This window comes from Streptomyces poonensis (assembly GCF_014650915.1).
GTDB classification, from domain to species: Bacteria; Actinomycetota; Actinomycetes; order Streptomycetales; family Streptomycetaceae; genus Streptomyces; species Streptomyces poonensis.
The window spans coordinates 820556-837801 of record NZ_BMVW01000001.1 but is presented as its reverse complement, the minus strand read 5'-3'; the positions used below and the strand labels follow the sequence as shown (position 1 = coordinate 837801).

15 protein-coding genes are annotated in these 17246 nt (G+C 73.1%); 7 read left to right on the top strand and 8 right to left on the bottom strand.

Annotated features, from left to right (window positions below):
• Positions 1 to 31: 31 nt before the first annotated feature.
• Together pstB and IE242_RS03675 are read left to right on the top strand one after the other, a co-directional pair.
• Entirely contained in the window at positions 32 to 910 is an 879-nt protein-coding gene (pstB, locus tag IE242_RS03680; RefSeq protein ID WP_189855194.1) for a phosphate ABC transporter ATP-binding protein PstB, read from the top strand.
• Complete coding sequence (locus IE242_RS03675) at positions 907 to 1707, top strand: sortase family protein (protein ID WP_189855193.1); 801 nt, start codon at positions 907 to 909, stop codon at positions 1705 to 1707. Before pstB ends, IE242_RS03675 begins: the two co-directional genes overlap by 4 nt.
• Before the next feature lie 917 nt (positions 1708 to 2624).
• Here the strand turns inward: IE242_RS03675 and IE242_RS03670 are convergent.
• Positions 2625 to 4262 (bottom strand): phospho-sugar mutase, encoded by a 1638-nt coding sequence (locus tag IE242_RS03670; protein ID WP_189855192.1) that lies wholly within the window; start codon positions 4260 to 4262, stop codon positions 2625 to 2627.
• Between the two features lie 414 nt (positions 4263 to 4676).
• Complete coding sequence (locus IE242_RS03665) at positions 4677 to 5501, bottom strand: purine-nucleoside phosphorylase (protein WP_189855191.1); 825 nt, start codon at positions 5499 to 5501, stop codon at positions 4677 to 4679.
• A gap of 175 nt (positions 5502 to 5676) precedes the next feature.
• Here IE242_RS03665 and IE242_RS03660 point away from each other — a divergent pair, with 175 nt between their 5' ends.
• Both IE242_RS03660 and IE242_RS03655 read left to right on the top strand, forming a co-directional pair.
• Positions 5677 to 7125 (top strand): NAD(P)H-quinone dehydrogenase, encoded by a 1449-nt coding sequence (locus tag IE242_RS03660; protein WP_189855190.1) that lies wholly within the window; start codon positions 5677 to 5679, stop codon positions 7123 to 7125.
• A gap of 168 nt (positions 7126 to 7293) precedes the next feature.
• Complete coding sequence (locus IE242_RS03655; RefSeq protein ID WP_189855189.1) at positions 7294 to 8256, top strand: DeoR/GlpR family DNA-binding transcription regulator; 963 nt, start codon at positions 7294 to 7296, stop codon at positions 8254 to 8256.
• A 97-nt stretch (positions 8257 to 8353) separates the two neighbouring features.
• Here the strand turns inward: IE242_RS03655 and IE242_RS03650 are convergent, their stop codons facing one another.
• Entirely contained in the window at positions 8354 to 9034 is a 681-nt protein-coding gene (locus IE242_RS03650; RefSeq protein ID WP_189855187.1) for a TetR/AcrR family transcriptional regulator, read from the bottom strand.
• Positions 9035 to 9200: 166 nt separating this feature from the next.
• Complete coding sequence (locus IE242_RS03645) at positions 9201 to 10976, bottom strand: acetyl/propionyl/methylcrotonyl-CoA carboxylase subunit alpha (RefSeq protein WP_189855185.1); 1776 nt, start codon at positions 10974 to 10976, stop codon at positions 9201 to 9203.
• Positions 10977 to 11359: 383 nt separating this feature from the next.
• Between IE242_RS03645 and IE242_RS03640 the strand changes: the two genes are divergently transcribed.
• Positions 11360 to 11812 carry a hypothetical protein gene (locus tag IE242_RS03640; protein ID WP_189855183.1) on the top strand — a complete coding sequence of 151 codons (453 nt, stop codon included), beginning with the start codon at positions 11360 to 11362 and terminating at the stop codon, positions 11810 to 11812.
• Between the two features lie 22 nt (positions 11813 to 11834).
• On the opposite strand, the gene IE242_RS03635 is transcribed toward IE242_RS03640, so the two are convergent.
• From IE242_RS03635 to IE242_RS03625, 4 genes are all read right to left on the bottom strand, one after another.
• Positions 11835 to 12455, bottom strand: a complete 621-nt coding sequence (locus tag IE242_RS03635) for a nucleoside triphosphate pyrophosphatase (RefSeq protein ID WP_189855181.1) — start codon at positions 12453 to 12455, stop codon at positions 11835 to 11837.
• 63 nt (positions 12456 to 12518) lie between these two features.
• Positions 12519 to 12647, bottom strand: a complete 129-nt coding sequence (gene mmpB, locus IE242_RS38515; RefSeq protein ID WP_268249421.1) for a morphogenic membrane protein MmpB — start codon at positions 12645 to 12647, stop codon at positions 12519 to 12521.
• A 144-nt stretch (positions 12648 to 12791) separates the two neighbouring features.
• Positions 12792 to 13001: an acyl-CoA carboxylase epsilon subunit gene (locus tag IE242_RS03630; RefSeq protein ID WP_189855179.1), complete on the bottom strand. Its 210-nt coding sequence runs from the start codon at positions 12999 to 13001 to the stop codon at positions 12792 to 12794.
• Between the two features lie 56 nt (positions 13002 to 13057).
• Complete coding sequence (locus tag IE242_RS03625; RefSeq protein ID WP_189855177.1) at positions 13058 to 14683, bottom strand: acyl-CoA carboxylase subunit beta; 1626 nt, start codon at positions 14681 to 14683, stop codon at positions 13058 to 13060.
• A gap of 213 nt (positions 14684 to 14896) precedes the next feature.
• On the opposite strand from IE242_RS03625, the gene IE242_RS03620 reads away from it, so the two are divergent.
• Positions 14897 to 15769, top strand: coding sequence for a biotin--[acetyl-CoA-carboxylase] ligase (locus IE242_RS03620; RefSeq protein WP_189855175.1), 873 nt, complete (start codon positions 14897 to 14899; stop codon positions 15767 to 15769).
• A gap of 253 nt (positions 15770 to 16022) precedes the next feature.
• Entirely contained in the window at positions 16023 to 17246 is a 1224-nt protein-coding gene (locus IE242_RS03615) for an adenylate/guanylate cyclase domain-containing protein (protein ID WP_189855173.1), read from the top strand.

Here is a 17246-nt window from a genome sequence, read left to right as displayed (position 1 = left end):
GACCAGAGCCTCCCGGGAGCTGACACCACCCATGTCCACCGACATCACCGGTACCGCAACCGCCACCACAACCGCCACCGCAACCGCCGACCTGGCGGACACCGTCGTCGTACCGCGGGTCGTCACCGGCCGGGGCCCGGCGACCCTGCGCGCCGAAGCGGTCTCGGCCTGGTTCGGCGACCACAAGGTCCTCGACCGGGTCTCGCTCACCATGCCCGCCCGCCAGGTCACCGCCCTCATCGGCCCCTCCGGCTGCGGCAAGTCGACCTTTCTGCGCATCCTCAACCGGATGCACGAGCTGATCGGCTCGGCCTCGCTCGCGGGCCGCGTCCTCCTCGACGAGCAGGACATCTACGACCGCGGCCGGCGCATCACCCACGCCCGCCGCGAGATCGGCATGGTCTTCCAGAAGCCGAACCCCTTCCCCGCCATGTCGATCTACGACAACGTCCTCGCCGGGCTGAGGCTCAACGCCATCAAGGCGTCCAAGGAGGGCAAGGACGACCTGGTCGAGGAGTGCCTGACCAAGGGCGGGCTGTGGAAGGAGGTCAAGGACCGGCTCCGCCAGCCCGGCGGCGCCCTCTCCGGCGGCCAGCAGCAGCGTCTGTGCATCGCCCGCTCCCTGGCCGTGCGGCCCAGGGTGCTGCTCATGGACGAACCCTGCTCGGCGCTCGACCCGACCTCCACCCGGCGCATCGAGGAGACCATCGCCGAGCTGAAGTCCGAGGTGACCATCGTCATCGTCACCCACAACATGCAGCAGGCCGCCCGCGTCTCCGACACCTGCGCCTTCTTCCTGGCCTCCCACGGCACACCGGGCGTGATCGTCGAACACGGCGACACCGAGGCGATGTTCGACTCGCCGCAGGACGAGCGGACGTCCGACTACGTGAACGGGCGCTTCGGGTGACACGGCGGCCCGTACGGCCCCGGGCGGCGGGGGCCGCGGCCGTGCTGGCGACCGCGACCGTGGCCGCCCTGCTCGCGGGCTGCGGCACCCCCGGCGGCGACGCCGCCACAGGGACGGGGCGGACCCCCCTCGCGCGGGCGCAGGACGCCTCCGGGCCGACGGCGGCGGCGACGGCCGGGCCGTCCTCCTCCGCGAGCGGCCCGGCCGCCGCCACGAACGGACCGGCCACCTCCGCCCCCGCCTTCCCGCCGCCGAGCCCCGCCGCCGGCCGTACGTCCCGGGCCGCGTCCGCCCCCGCCACGCGGGCACCCTCCGCCCCGGCCGCCACCCGCCGCACCCGCGGCCCCGACCTCTCCCGCACCGCGCCGCCGAGCACTCCGACCGCCCGCGAGCGCGCTGCCGGCGGCACCGGACCCAACCCGGCGCCCGGCCGTGCCGTCATCCGGATCGGCGGCTGGTCGTCGTACGTCGCGCGCGGCGACCAGAGCGACGTGGACGCCTGCCGCGACGCCGTCCAGTGGGCCGGCCCGGAGATCGGGCGGGAGGACGGGTACGAGATGGAGACCCTCGTCATCGTCGGCCACGACTACTGCAACGGCTTCGACCGGTTCGCCGACCTGCCCGTCGGCACCCGCGTCACGCTGACCACCGTGCGCGGCAGCCGGACCTACGAGGTGTACGCGAACTACGTCACCCCCGGGCGCGGTGTACCGGCGGCCGGGCTGTACTGGGGCGACCTCACCCTTCAGTCGTGCGTGGGGCCGGACACGGGGTTCAGCTATCTCCTGCGGATCTGAGAGGGGCGGCTGGCACCCGCGTCCGGCCTGTGGCGGCGTACGTCCCGTGAGTTGAGGGGGCGGGCGGTCCGCCGCCTGGTCCGGACGCCGCGCCAGGGGGGTGGGCGGCGTGCTCCGGACCGCCGTCCCATGGTGGGGCGGAAGAGGGCGGAGCGGGCGGCCGGGGAGCATGCGACAGCCCAACTCCGTGTGAATCAGGGGGCATTCGGGATACCAGGGGCGCACGCACGCGAAGCGAACTGCTTGTTCACCTCTCCTCAGCCCCTCGGAGTCGGCCAGGGGCACCGGCGTGGCCGCCCCCCCCGTTGCCTAGCGTCGGACGCCGAACCGGAACGCCACATCTCCGTGTGCGGGCCTGCCAATTCCCGATTCCCCAGTTCCTCGTGTTCCTGCTCCCAGGAGTGCCTTCATGCCCCGTTCGCTCACCAGACCCGTGCGCCGTGTGGGTACACGGCTGCGCACCCGGCGTGGCCTGCGCGGCACGGACGGCCCGGCCGATGCGGACGGCCCGGCCGATGCGGACGGCCCGGCCGATGCGGACGGCTCGGCCGACGCGGATGGCGAGGGGGACGCCGGCCGGCCGGGCGAGGCGGACGTGGGCGACGGCTTCGGTGCCCCCGTGGCACCGCCGCCGGCCGCGCAAGAGCCGGGCGGGAACCCCGGCACGGCCCGCGTGAAACGCCCATCGGCCCCACCGCCGAACCCGTACCCACGGAGACCTCCGAGGAGACCGCCCCGGACCCCGGTCCGTCCACCGAAGCCCCGGCTTCCTCCACGCCCACCGACACCACCGGCGCCGCCCCCGGCGCCGCCCCGTCCGACCCCACCACCGCGGCCTCCGGCTGAGGCGAGGGGGTGCCCCGGCGGGACACCCCCTCGTCAGCGTGCGCCGGTTCCGTGGCTGTGGTGGCGGCGGCTCAGATGCCCGCCGCCGCCGACAGGTCCCGCTTGAGCGCGGCGAGCAGGTCCGCCGCCTTCTCGCGGGCCGCCGGGAGAGCGTCGTGCGCGGTGACCGGGACGACCACCTCCAGGTAGCACTTCAGCTTCGGCTCCGTGCCGCTCGGGCGGACGATCACCCGGGCGCCGTCCAGCGTGTAGCGCAGGCCGTCCGTGGGCGGCAGCGTGTCCGTGCCCTCGGTCAGATCCTCGGCGCGGGTGACGGGCAGGCCCGCGAGTTCGGTCGGCGGGTGCTCGCGCAGCCGGCGCATGGCGTCCGCGATGACCGACAGGTCCTGGACGCGGACCGAGAGCTGGTCCGTGGCGTGCAGCCCGTGCTCGACCGCGAGGTCGTCCAGGAGGTCGAGGAGCGTGCGCTTCTCCTCCTTGAGCACGGAGGCGAGCTCGGTGACCAGGAGCGCGGCGGTGACGCCGTCCTTGTCGCGCACGCCCTCCGGGTCGACGCAGTAGCCGAGGGCCTCCTCGTAGCCGTACCGCAGGCCCTCGACGCGGGCGATCCACTTGAAGCCGGTGAGGGTCTCCTCGTACGGCAGGCCCGCCTTCTCTGCGATGCGGCCGAGGAGGGAGGAGGAGACGATCGACTCGGCGAACGTGCCGCGCGCTCCGCGGCGCACCAGGTGGGCCGCGAGGAGCGCGCCGACCTCGTCGCCGCGGAGCATGCGCCAGCCGTCGCCGTCACGCACGGCGACGGCGCAGCGGTCGGCGTCCGGGTCGTTGGCGATGACCAGGTCGGGGGCCGGGTCCGTGGCACGGGCGGTGGCGAAGGCCAGGTCCATCGCACCCGGCTCCTCCGGGTTGGGGAAGGCGACGGTCGGGAAGTCCGGGTCGGGTTCGGCCTGCTCGGCGACGAGGACGGGCTCCGGAAAGCCCGCGCGGGCGAAGGCGGCGAGGACCACGTCCTTGCCGACGCCGTGCATCGCCGTGTAGACGGTGCGGGCCGTGCGCGGGGAGCCGGGGGCGAGGACGGCGTCCGTACGGGCCAGGTACGCGTCGAGGACACCGTCGTCGAGGGTCTCCCAGCCGGAGTCCGGGCGCGGTACGTCGTCCAGGCCGCCCACGGCGTCGATGCGGGCGGCGATCTCGGCGTCCGCCGGGGGGACGATCTGGGAGCCGTCGCCGAGGTAGACCTTGTAGCCGTTGTCGCGGGGCGGGTTGTGGCTCGCGGTGACCTCGACGCCGGCGACCGCGCCGAGGTGCCGGATCGCGAAGGCGAGGACGGGGGTGGGGAGGGGGCGCGGGAGGACCGCGGCGCGCAGACCCGCGCCGGTCATCACGGCGGCGGTGTCGCGGGCGAAGTCGGCGGACTTGTGACGGGCGTCGTAGCCGATGACGACGAGGCCGTCCGTGTGGCCCTGGTCCTTGAGGTACGCGGCGAGGCCCGCGGCGGCGCGGATGACGACCGCGCGGTTCATGCGCATCGGGCCGGCGCCGAGGGCGCCGCGCAGGCCCGCGGTGCCGAACTGGAGGGTGCCGGCGAAGCGCGCCGCGATCTCCGCCGTGTCGCCGGCGTCGATGAGGCCGGCCAGTTCCTCACGGGTGTCCGGGTCGGGGTCCTCGGCCAGCCACGCCTTGGCCCGCGCGATGAGTTCGTCCTGCACGTCGGGTCCAGCCTCTCTTGGTCGTACGGGGGCGCTCCGCTGGGCTTGCCGGAGTGCTCGCTGGGGGTGTGCGCCCTTGATGAGTTCCCGTCGGGCGGGCTCGGGCACCTGGCTTTGGTACGGGCGGGGTGCGGGGGCGTGGTTTCCCGCCGGTTGCCGCCGGCGGTTCGCCGGAGTGTCGGGGGCGGGGGCGCGTGTTCGTGTTCTCCGCCGTCGTGGCTCGGGCGCCTGCGGTTCGGAGTGGGTCGGGGACACGCCGGGGGGTGTCCGTGCTCGGTCCGGCGGGTTCCGTGTCGCTTCGGGAGGGCGGCCGGTGGTGGACCGCCGGCCGCTGCCGCGGACACCCCCGACACGCCCCCTTCCCGCCGTACGCGGCCGCCCGGCCGTGGGGCCCGGTGTCACGCCCCCCGGCGGTCAGATCTTGTTCAGCACCTGGGTCAGCAGGGAGCCCATCCGGGTCGCCGAGTCGCGGCCGGCCTGGAGGACCTCCTCGTGGTTGAGGGGCTCGCCCGTCATGCCGGCGGCGAGGTTGGTGACCAGGGAGATGCCCAGGACCTCGGCGCCCGCCTCGCGGGCCGCGATGGCCTCCAGCACCGTGGACATGCCGACCAGGTCGGCGCCGATGGTGCGGGCCATGCGGATCTCGGCCGGGGTCTCGTAGTGCGGGCCCGTGAACTGGGCGTAGACGCCCTCCTCCAGGGTGGGGTCGACCTCCTTGCACAGGGCGCGCAGGCGCGGGGAGTAGAGGTCGGTGAGGTCGACGAAGTTGGCGCCGACGATGGGGGAGGTGGCGGTGAGGTTGATGTGGTCGCTGATCAGGACCGGCTGGCCGGGGCGCATGTCCGCGCGGAGGCCGCCGCAGCCGTTGGTCAGGACGATCGTCTTGGCGCCGGCCGCGACGGCGGTGCGGACGCCGTGGGCGACGGCCGCGACACCGTGGCCCTCGTAGTAGTGGGTGCGGCCCAGGAAGACGAGCGCACGCTTGTCACCGATCCGGTACGAGCGGATCTTGCCGCCGTGGCCCTCCACGGCGGGGGGCGGGAAGCCCGGCAGTTCGGTGACCTGGATCTCGGTCTCGGGGGCGCCGAGCGCGTCCACGGCCGGGGCCCAGCCGGAGCCCATCACGAGGGCGACGTCGTGGGTCTCCGCGCCCGTGAGCTCGCGCAGGCGCGTCGCGGCGGCGTCGGCGGCGGCGTACGGGTCGCCCTGGATGTCGTCCGGAAGAAGAGATGCGTTCACGCGGACGAGAGTAGCCGGTCCCGGCCTACGCGCGTAGATGTCGATGCTGATGGGTTGCGATCGTTGTCTTGTTGTTTTGTACGAGTGGGGTGTTCCTGTTGTCTCAGGGGGTGGTGGACGCCTCAGGAGGCTCCTGCCGCCCCCGGAGGCCGTGCCGCGCTGCGCGTGCGGGACAATGGAGTACGTGACTCGGATCGTGATCATCGGTGGCGGACCCGGCGGATACGAAGCGGCCCTGGTGGCCGCGCAGCTCGGTGCGGAGGTGACCGTCGTCGACTGCGACGGTCTGGGCGGGGCGTCGGTGCTCACCGACTGCGTGCCCTCGAAGACTCTCATCGCCACCGCAGAGGTGATGACGACGTTTGATTCCTCTTATGAGGAGCTCGGCATCATCGTTGCCGATGACACTCCTCACATCGACAGCCCCGCGCGCGTGGTGGGTGTCGACCTCGGCAAGGTCAACCGGCGTGTGAAGCGGCTCGCGCTCGCCCAGTCCCACGACATCACGGCCTCCGTCACGCGCGCGGGCGCGCGGGTGATGCGCGGACGCGGCCGGCTGGAGGGGCAGCAGGCGCTCGACGGGTCGCGCAGGGTCGTCGTACGCGCCGCCGACGGGACCGAGGAGACCCTCACCGCGGACGCCGTGCTCATCGCCACCGGCGGGCACCCGCGGGAGCTGCCCGACGCCAAGCCGGACGGGGAGCGCATCCTCAACTGGACCCAGGTGTACGACCTCGACGAGCTGCCCGAGGAGCTCATCGTGGTCGGATCCGGTGTCACCGGTGCCGAGTTCGCCGGGGCCTACCAGGCGCTCGGATCGCGCGTGACGCTCGTCTCCAGCCGGGACCGCGTGCTGCCGGGCGAGGACCCGGACGCCGCCGCCGTGCTGGAGGACGTCTTCCGGCGCCGGGGCATGAACGTGATGGCCCGCTCCCGTGCCCAGTCCGCCAAGCGCGTCGGCGACCGGGTCGAGGTCACCCTCGCCGACGGCCGGGTCATCAGCGGCACGCACTGCCTGATGGCCGTGGGCGCCATCCCGAACAGCGCGGGCATGGGCCTGGAGGAGGCCGGGGTCAAGCTCCGCGAGTCCGGGCACATCTGGACCGACAAGGTGTCCCGGACGACGGCCCCGGGCGTGTACGCCGCCGGTGACGTGACCGGTGTCTTCGCCCTCGCCTCGGTGGCCGCCATGCAGGGCCGTATCGCCATGTACCACTTCCTCGGCGACGCGGTGGCCCCGCTGAACCTGAAGACCGTCTCGTCCAACGTCTTCACCGACCCCGAGATCGCGACCGTCGGCTACACGCAGGCCGACGTCGACGCGGGCAAGATCGACGCCAAGGTGGTGAAGCTGCCGCTGCTGCGCAACCCGCGCGCGAAGATGCAGGGCATCCGGGACGGCTTCGTGAAGATCTTCTGCCGGCCCGGCACCGGGATCGTCGTCGGCGGTGTCGTGGTGGCGCCGCGCGCCTCGGAACTGATCCACCCGATCTCGATCGCGGTCGACAACAACCTGACCGTCGAACAGATCGCGAACGCGTTCACCGTGTACCCGTCCCTTTCGGGCTCGATCGCCGAGGTGGCCCGGCAGCTGCACACCCGGAAGACGGCCGCCGGGAGCTGAGCAGGTGGCGCGGACTCCCCGCCGGGGGCGGGGAGTTGTCGGCTGTGCGCACGACGGGAAGCCGAGCAAGAAGCGCCTATACCACTTCATGGTCTGCCGTGCGAACAACTTCTGTTATTCGGCGCAAACTGCTGAAAGTAGACGGTCGGCCGCGTTACTGTCAGTTTCGTGTTCGCTGCAGAACGTCGCCAATTGATCCTCGAAATGGTGCGAGCGAACGGTGCCGTGTCGCTCCGTGAGCTCGCCCGCGTCGTCCAGACCTCCGAAGTGACCGTACGGCGGGACGTGCGCGCACTGGAGGCAGAAGGACTCCTCGACCGCCGGCACGGCGGTGCGGTACTGCCGGGCGGGTTCACGCGGGAGTCCGGCTTTCCGCAGAAGTCCCATCTCGCGACCGCCGAGAAGACGGCCATCGCCGATCTCGCCGCGGGCTTCGTCGAAGAGGGCGAGGCCATCGTGGTCGGAGCGGGCACCACCACGCAGGAGCTGGCACGCCGGCTCGCGCGGGTGCCCGGCCTGACCGTCGTCACGAACTCCCTGCTGGTGGCGCAGGCTCTGGCCCACGCCAACCGGGTGGAGGTCGTGATGACCGGCGGCACCCTCCGCGGTTCCAACTACGCCCTGGTCGGCTCCGGAGCGGAGCAGTCCCTGCAGGGGCTGAGAGTCTCGCGGGCCTTCCTCTCCGGGAGCGGACTCACCGCCGAGCGCGGTCTGTCCACGTCCAACATGCTCTCGGCCTCCGTCGACCGGGCCCTGGTCCAGGCGGCCGCGGAGGTGGTGGTCCTCGCCGACCACACCAAGCTCGGGACGGACACCATGTTCCAGACCGTGCCGACCGACGTGATCACCCGCCTGGTGACCGACGAGCCGCCCGGGCACGACGACCGCGCGGCCACCGAGCTCCAGGCCCTCGCCGACCAGGGCGTGTCGATCGCGGTCGCCGGGGCCTCGGGAGGTGATCCCGTCCCGGCTTCCTCCTCACGGCGCCGGGACGTGCCCCTTCCGGGCCCGCGCCGGGGCCAGGTGCCGGGCGGCGGAAGCCCGGGCCTGCGTACGGCCGGTGTGCTGGGCGACCAGGCCGCCGGTGCCGAACGGGAACGGGCCCGAGTGGCGGACCTCCGCCGCCGCTGACCGTGCCCGGGCGGAAGCACGGACGGTTACTGTCCGTGCCGACGGCCGGGTGTGGATCACCCTGATCCCCGGCGCGCAAGGACGAAAGCCCGCCTTTTCACGGGCGCGGCCCGTCAGCGGCGGGACTCGGGCGCGGCCCGTCCAAGGCGGGGTACGCGCGCAGTCCGCTGAGGGTCAGGGTGAGAAGCCGGTCGGCCAGTCCGGGGTCGTCCGGCGTCTCCTCGGCCGCGAGCGCGATCGCATGGGTCAGCTGGAGGAGATCGCCGATCCGGACCTCCGCGCGTACGGCCCCTGCCTCCTGCGCGCGGGTGAGCAGGGCGCCACCCGCCTCGCGGATCGGGCCGCCGCACCGGGCCAGCTCCGAACCGCGGTCCGGCGAGGCGGAGGACGAGACCGCCATCAGCGCCCGTGACAGCCCCCGGTACTCGCCCGCATGACTGATCATCTCGCGCAGCCAGGCCACGAGCGCGGCGCACGGCTCCGGATCGACCAGCAACTCGCGGGAACGCGCGAGGAGTTGCTCCGCCGCGTCGGCGAAGACCGCGCTCAGCAGCGCGTGCCGGTTGGGGAAGTGCCGGTACAGGGTGCCGATGCCCACGCCGGCGCGCTTCGCCACGTCCTCCAGCGACGCGTCCGTGCCATGGGCGGCGAAAGCCGCGCGCGCCGCCACGAGAAGCCGCTCGCGGTTGCGCCGGGCGTCGGCCCGCTGCTGCCGCGGCGGCTGCCCGCCCGCCCGCGGGCCCGCCTGGGCGGCCCCGCCCGGGGCCCTGCTCGTCATGGCCTCCACCGTTCCCCTCACCGCACCGGCCGGCCTCCAGCATGCCACCGCGCCGCCCGAGGGCCCTCGGGGGAACGCGCCAGGGCGCCCGGCGGACCGGCTGCCGCGGTCCGCCGGGCGCCCCGGCGTGGTCGTACTCGTCGTCGTACGCAGTGTGCCGTACGGCTCAGTCCTTGATCTCACAGATGGCGGCGCCGGAGGTGAGGGACGCGCCGACCTCGGCGGTCAGGCCCTTGATGGTGCCGGCCTTGTGCGCGTTGAGCGGCTGCTCCATCTTCATCGCCTCCAGGACGACGACCAGGTCGCCCTCCTGGACCTCCTGGCCCTCCTCGACGGCGACCTTGACGATGGTGCCCTGCATCGGCGAGGCGAGCGTGTCACCGGAGGCCACCGGGCCGGACTTCTTCGCCGCGCGCCGCTTCGGCTTGGCGCCCGCGGCCAGGCCCGTGCGGGCCAGGGACATGCCCAGCGAGGCCGGGAGGGAGACCTCCAGGCGCTTGCCGCCCACCTCGACGACGACGGTCTCGCGGTTCGTCTCGTCCTCGGCCTCGGCGCCGTCGGCCGGGGCGGCGAAGGGCTTGATCTCGTTGACGAACTCGGTCTCGATCCACCGGGTGTGCACCGCGAACGGCTCCTCGGAGCCGGTCAGCTCGGGCGCGAACGCCGGGTCGGTGACCACCGCGCGGTGGAACGGGATGGCGGTGGCCATGCCCTCCACGGTGAACTCGTTCAGCGCGCGGGCGGCACGCTCCAGCGCCTCCTTGCGGGTGCGGCCGGTGACGATCAGCTTGGCCAGCAGGGAGTCCCAGGCCGGGCCGATCACGCTGCCGGACTCCACGCCCGCGTCCAGGCGCACACCCGGGCCCGCGGGCGGGTCGAACCTCGTCACCGTGCCGGGGGCCGGGAGGAAGTTGCGGCCCGGGTCCTCGCCGTTGATCCGGAACTCGAAGGAATGGCCGCGCAGCACCGGGTCGCCGTAGCCGAGCTCCTCGCCGTCGGCGATGCGGAACATCTCGCGCACCAGGTCGATGCCGGCGACCTCCTCGGTGACCGGGTGCTCGACCTGGAGGCGGGTGTTGACCTCCAGGAAGGAGATCGTGCCGTCGACGCCGACCAGGAACTCCACGGTGCCGGCGCCGACGTAGCCGGCCTCCTTCAGGATCGCCTTCGAGGCGGAGTACAGCTCGGCGACCTGCTCCTCGGACAGGAACGGCGCGGGGGCCTCCTCGACCAGCTTCTGGTGGCGGCGCTGGAGGGAGCAGTCACGGGTGGAGACGACGACCACGTTGCCGTGCTGGTCGGCCAGGCACTGGGTCTCCACGTGGCGCGGCTTGTCCAGGTAGCGCTCGACGAAGCACTCACCCCGGCCGAACGCGGCGACCGCCTCACGGACGGCCGAGTCGTACAGCTCGGGCACCTCGTCCAGGGTGCGGGCGACCTTCAGGCCGCGGCCGCCGCCGCCGAAGGCCGCCTTGATGGCGATCGGCAGACCGTGCTCCTCGGCGAACGCGACGACCTCCTCGGCGCCCGACACCGGGTCGGGGGTGCCGGCCACCAGCGGGGCGCCCGCGCGCTGCGCGATGTGCCGGGCCGCCACCTTGTCGCCCAGGTCGCGGATGGCCTGCGGCGGCGGGCCGATCCAGATCAGGCCCGCGTCCAGGACGGCCTGCGCGAACTCGGCGTTCTCGGAGAGGAACCCGTAGCCGGGGTGGATCGCGTCCGCCCCCGAGTCCTTGGCCGCCTGGAGCACCTTGGCGATGTCCAGGTAACTGGTGGCCGGGGTGTCACCGCCCAGGGCGAACGCCTCGTCCGCCGCGCGGACGTGCAGAGCGTCCCGGTCCGGCTCGGCGTACACGGCCACGCTCGCGATCCCGGCGTCCCGGCAGGCCCGGGCGACGCGGACAGCGATTTCGCCACGGTTGGCGATCAACACCTTGCGCACGATGGCTCCCTCTCCTTGAAACAAGCCGAGTTTAGGGACTGCCGACACGGCGTTTCGACCCGTCCTCAATGGTGAGCTTGCCCACACGGAGCGTGACCCGAGGCTCGCTCGACCGATGAAATCCCTTGTCGCGGTGGACTGCACAGGACTCCTCGGGGAAACCCTAGCTCTCCGGTGTGGTCAAGGTCTCTATGAGGCCGTGCTGCGGGCACCAGGGTTTCTTTGTGGAATCCCTACTAATGGCCCAACGATTCTTTGCTGTCGTCAGAACCCTTGTCCCCGGGTTTACCCGTAAGTAGCCTGCGCGATGTCTCGGCGAGTACTACGGGTAACAGCCGACGCCACCGGGCGTGCGCGGCGGCAGTGAAGGCGGGTGGGGACCGGTGATCCGAAGACCGGTGGCAGTGGTCACGGCGCTCGTGCTCTTCGTGGAAGCGGCGGCGATCGCCTGCTTCAACTGGTTCCTCGGCATCGTCGTCGAACGCCAGTCCATGTCGCTCGGCGGGCTCGACCCGCATGCCATGTCCGTGGCCTCGAAGGCGGGCGGCGTGGTCTTCGGCCTGTACTTCCTGCTGTGCGGCGTCGCCGCGCTGGCCGTCGCCCTGCGGAACCGGCCCGCGCACGGCCTCGGGCGCATCCTGCTCCTCAGCGCGGCCGTGGTGCACGCCCTGCTCGGCGCGTTCGCGGTGGGCCTCGTGGGCTGGGGCGCGTTCGCCTTCATGATGGTGGTGTTCGGACTGGTCGTGCTCACGCTGATGACGTACGACCGCCCGGACGGGCCGGCGGACGCGGCCCCGCAGGGCGACCGGGCGCCCCTCGCGCCCGGCACCACCTGACCGCGGACCGGTTCGGTCCCGCTCAGTCCCGCGCGGGCGCCCACAGCTCCGTGATGCCCACGCCCAGCTCGTGCAGCAGGCGCCGGAGCAGCGGGAGGCTGAGCCCGATGACGTTGCCGTGGTCGCCGTCGATGCCGTCGACGAAGGGAGCCGAGCGGCCGTCGAGCGTGAACGCGCCGGCGACGTGGAGGGGCTCACCCGAGGCGACGTACGCGGCGATCTCCTCGTCCGTGGGCTCGCCGAAGCGGACCACGGTGGACGCCGTGCCGGACACGTACCGGCCGCTCACGGTGTCCCACACGCAGTGCCCCGTCTGGAGCGTGCCCGCCCGGCCGCGCATCGACTTCCAGCGCGCGGTGGCCTCCTCGGCGTCCGCGGGCTTGCCGAGCGCCTGGCCGTCCAGGTCGAGCACCGAGTCGCAGCCGATCACCAGCGCGCCCCGGGCCTCCGGCCTCGCCGCCACCACGGAGGCCTTCGCCTCGGCCAGCGCACAGGCCAGCTCGGCGGGGGTGGGGGCGGTCACGGCGTCCTCGTCGACCCCGCTGACGATCACCTCGGGGGCGAACCCGGCGTTGCGGAGCAGGCCGAGCCGGGCGGGGGACTGGGAGGCGAGCACGAGTCGGCGGCGCGGCTGATCAGTCATGCGGTCAGGGTAGCGGCGCGTCCGGGGCCCCGCCCCGCGGTGCCGGGGACCGCGGTACGGGGCTCACCGCACTCCGATGCACAGCATCACGAGCACCATGGCCAACGCCACCAGGACGCCCAGCCGCCGCAACATGTCCTGCATGTCGCGCAGCTCCTTGGGCGGCTCGTTCTCGGGGTCGGACCACAGCATGTCACCGATGCTGCGACCGCCGCCGGTCCGGCGCCTGAGTACGCGTACTCAACTTGCGCGGCTCGTCATGAGTAGACGGACCCGGCGGTTCCGCCGGAGCGGAGCGGCCGGGTCCGTCAGCGGGTCCCGTTCGGTGGGCCGGTCCTAGCCGGGCCAGAAGGTGCGGCTCCACGCCGTCGCGCCCGGCTGGGGCAGCCGGCGGCCGGCGACGCGGGCCGGATCGGCCCAGGAGTCCCGCGGCCGGGGCGCGCCGGACGGCTCGGCCGCCGCCGCCGCGGCGCGCGCCCTGACCACCGCTAGTGCGGCGGCCAGCTCCTCGGGGGTCGGATTGCCCCGTACGACCTTGATCGTCACATCGGCTCCAAGGGGTCGGAGAGAGGCGGGAGAGGGGTGTGGACGGGTGGTGCGGACTAGAGCGGGATGTTGCCGTGCTTCTTCGGCGGCAGGTTCTCCCGCTTGGTGCGCAGCTGACGCAGGCCGCGCACGATGTGGGACCGGGTGTCGGACGGCATGATCACCGCGTCGAGGTAGCCGCGCTCGGCCGCCGTGTACGGGTTGAGGAGCGCGTCCTCGTACTCCTGGATCAGGCGGGCCCGCACCTCCTCGCGCTCCTCCTCCGGGGCGGCCGCGATGGTGCGCCGGTGCAGGATGTTGACCGCGCCCTGGGCGCCCATGACCGCGATCTGGGCGGTCGGCCAGGCGAGGTTGAGGTCCGCGCCCAGGTGCTTGGAGCCCATCACGTCGTACGCGCCGCCGAACGCCTTGCGGGTGATGACCGTGATCAGCGGCACCGTGGCCTCGGCGTACGCGTAGATCAGCTTGGCGCCGCGGCGGATGATGCCCTCGTGCTCCTGGCCGACGCCCGGCAGGAAGCCGGGGACGTCCACGAAGGTGAGGACCGGGACGTTGAAGGCGTCGCAGGTGCGGACGAAGCGCGCGGCCTTCTCGGAGGCGTCGATGTCCAGGCAGCCCGCGAACTGGAGCGGCTGGTTGGCGACGACGCCCACCGGGGCGCCCTCGACCCGGCCGAAGCCCGTGATGATGTTCGGCGCGAACAGCGGCTGCGTCTCGAAGAACTCGGCGTCGTCCAGCACGTGCTCGATCACCGTGCGCATGTCGTACGGCTGGTTCGCGCTGTCCGGGACCAGGACGTCCAGCTCGCGGTCCTCGTCGGTGAGGGCGAGGTCCGCCTCCTCCGGGTACGCCGGGGGCTCGCTGAGGTTGTTGGACGGCAGGTACGACAGCAGCTGCTTGACGTACTCGACGGCGTCCTTCTCGTCGCCCGCCATGTGGTGGGCCACACCCGAGGTGCTGTTGTGGGTGCGGGCGCCGCCCAGCTCCTCGAAGCCGACGTCCTCGCCGGTCACCGTCTTGATGACGTCGGGTCCTGTGATGAACATGTGCGAGGTCTGGTCGACCATCACCGTGAAGTCGGTGATGGCGGGGGAGTAGACCGCGCCGCCCGCGCACGGGCCGACGACCAGGCTGATCTGCGGGACGACACCGGACGCGTGCACATTGCGGCGGAAGATCTCGCCGTACGCGCCGAGCGAGGCCACGCCCTCCTGGATGCGGGCGCCGCCGGAGTCGTTGATGCCGATGACCGGGCAGCCCGTCTTCAGCGCGAAGTCCATCACCTTGACGATCTTCTGCCCGTAGACCTCGCCGAGGGCGCCGCCGAAGACCGTGAAGTCCTGCGAGAAGACGGCCACCGGGCGGCCGTCCACCGTGCCGTAGCCGGTGACGACGCCGTCGCCGTACGGGCGGTTCTGCTCCAGGCCGAAGTTCGTGGAACGGTGCTGGGCGAACTCGTCGAACTCGACGAACGAATCCTCGTCCAGCAGCAGTTCGATGCGCTCACGGGCCGTCAGCTTGCCCTTCGCGTGCTGCTTCTCCACCGCGCGCCCGGAGCCGGCGTGCGTCGCTTCGTGGATGCGGCGCCGCAGATCCGCGAGCTTGCCCGCGGTGGTGTGGATGTCGATCTCCTGGCTTTCCAGGGTCTCCTGGATCTCCTGGGGCTCTTTCGGCTCGGACATCGGGATGCGGCTCCCTGCCTGCTCATGGGGGACGTGAGGGTGACGGGCTCGGTACCCGCCGGGTACGTGATCGGTAGGTGATCGGGGGATGCGGGAGTACGGAGTCGGTACCTCTCGGTACCTGCTCAGAAGTGGGGACGGTTACTCATCCGTAGCGTAGTGGTGGGGCTACCGTTCGGCAGTGCGGCGTTTACCACACCTAGGGTGGGTTGCATGACGCCCCGAGATGCCTCAGACGCGAACGACCGGACGAACGGCAGCCGCTGGTCCGACCTGGACCGGCCGCCCCTGAACGCCACGGGCCTGCGCCGGGCGCTGGTGCGCGAGGGCGGGCTGTGGAGCTCGCTGGACGTCGTACCCGAGACCGGCTCCACCAACACCGACCTCGTCGACCGCGCCGCGGGCCTCCCCGAGGGCGCGGTGCTCGTCGCCGAGGCCCAGCGCTCCGCACGCGGCCGGCTGGACCGCGTCTGGACCGCGCCGGCCCGCTCCGGTCTGTTCTTCTCCGTGCTGCTCAGGCCGACGGAGGTGCCCGTCGACCGCTGGGGCTGGCTGCCGCTGCTCACCGGGGTCGCGGTGGCGACCGGGCTGTCCCGCGCGGCCGGCGTGGACACGGCGCTGAAGTGGCCCAACGACCTGCTCGTACGGGTCGGCGGCGAGGAACGCAAGGCCGGCGGCATCCTCGCCGAGCGCGCCGGTACCGACGGCGTCGTCATCGGCATCGGCCTCAACGTCACGCTCCGGGAGAACGAACTGCCCGTGCCCACGGCCGGCTCGCTCGCGCTCGCGGGCGCCGCGAACACCGACCGCGATCCGCTGCTGCGGGCGGTGCTGCGGTCGCTGGAGCACTGGTACGGCACCTGGCGCGCGGCCGGGGGCGACCCCGCCGTGAGCGGGCTCCAGGAGACCTACGCGGCGGGCTGCGCGACGCTCGGCCGCACCGTCCGCGCAGAACTGCCCGGCGACCGCTCGCTCGTCGGCGAGGCGGTCGCGGTCGACGGCGACGGCCGCCTGGTGCTGGCCACGGACGAAGGCGTGCGGCAGCCGGTCGGGGCCGGGGACATCGTGCATCTGCGGCCCGCGTGACCCGTACGGCCTGTGTGACCCGGGGGGCGGCCGGGGTACTCGGCCGGGCCGGGTGAACACCGGAAGCGATCAGTCCGCACGACCCGGGGCCGGCATCGGACCGCACGGACCGCACCGGACCGCAGCGGACAGCTCCGGCCCGCTCCGGCCGGTGCGGGCGGCGGTCCCTGACGGAGGAGTGAGCCAGCGCACACCTGCCGTACAGTTGAGGCCGGTCGATACCTGACCGTGGCAGATCGGAAGGGCAGCAGGCGTGACCGTCGACGACACGGGTTCCGGCACGGGCGCACACCCCGCCCCCGACGGCGACCCGGACCGTACCGCCGGGTCCGCCAGTGACGCGTCGGGCGCACGGGCCGAGCGCGCCGAGAACCGGGCCCGCGGGAACGCGCCGGGCCGGCCCGGCGCGCAGGGCGCCGACCCCGTCGAGGACCCGCTGGCGCTCCGCCTCGAACAGCTCATCCTCGGCGCCGAGCGCCGCTACACCCCCTTCCAGGCGGCGCGCAGCGCGGGTGTGTCCATGGAGCTGGCGTCCCGTTTCTGGCGCGCCATGGGGTTCGCCGACATAGGGCAGGCCAAGGCGCTCACCGAGGCGGACGTCCTCGCGCTGCGCCGCCTCGCCGGTCTGGTCGAGGCGGGGCTGCTCAGCGAGGCGATGGCGGTGCAGGTGGCCCGTTCCACCGGGCAGACCACGGCCCGGCTCGCCGAGTGGCAGATCGACTCCTTCCTGGAGGGCCTGACCGAGCCGCCCGAGCCGGGGATGACGCGGACCGAGGTCACGTATCCGCTGATCGAACTGCTGCTGCCGGAGCTGGAGGAGTTCCTCGTCTATGTCTGGCGGCGCCAGCTCGCCGCCGCGACCGGCCGGGTCGTGCAGGCCGCCGACGACGAGGAGATGGTCGACCGCCGGCTCGCCGTCGGCTTCGCCGACCTGGTCGGCTTCACCCGGCTGACGCGCCGGATGGAGGAGGAGGAGCTCGGCGAGCTGGTCGAGGCCTTCGAGACGACGGCGGCCGACCTGGTGGCCGCGCACGGCGGCCGGCTCATCAAGACGCTCGGCGACGAGGTGCTGTACGCCGCGGACGACGCGGGCGTGGCCGCCGAGATCGCGCTCCGCCTGATAGAGACCATGGCCAACGACGAGACGATGCCGGAGCTGCGCGTCGGCATGGCGTTCGGCACGGTGACCACGCGGATGGGCGACGTCTTCGGTACGACGGTGAACCTGGCCTCGCGGCTCACCTCCATAGCCCCGCGGGACGCCGTGCTGGTGGACACGGCGTTCGCGGAGGAGATCATCCGGACCGGCGAGGCCCCCGTCTCCGAGGCGGAGGCCGCCGAGGCCGCGGCCACCGCGGAGAAGGAGGGCGAGGAGCCGCCCTCGTACCGTTTCGCGCTCCAGCCGATGTGGCAGCGCCCGGTGCGCGGTCTGGGCGTCGTGGAGCCGTGGCTGCTCACGCGGCGGCCCGAGGGGTAG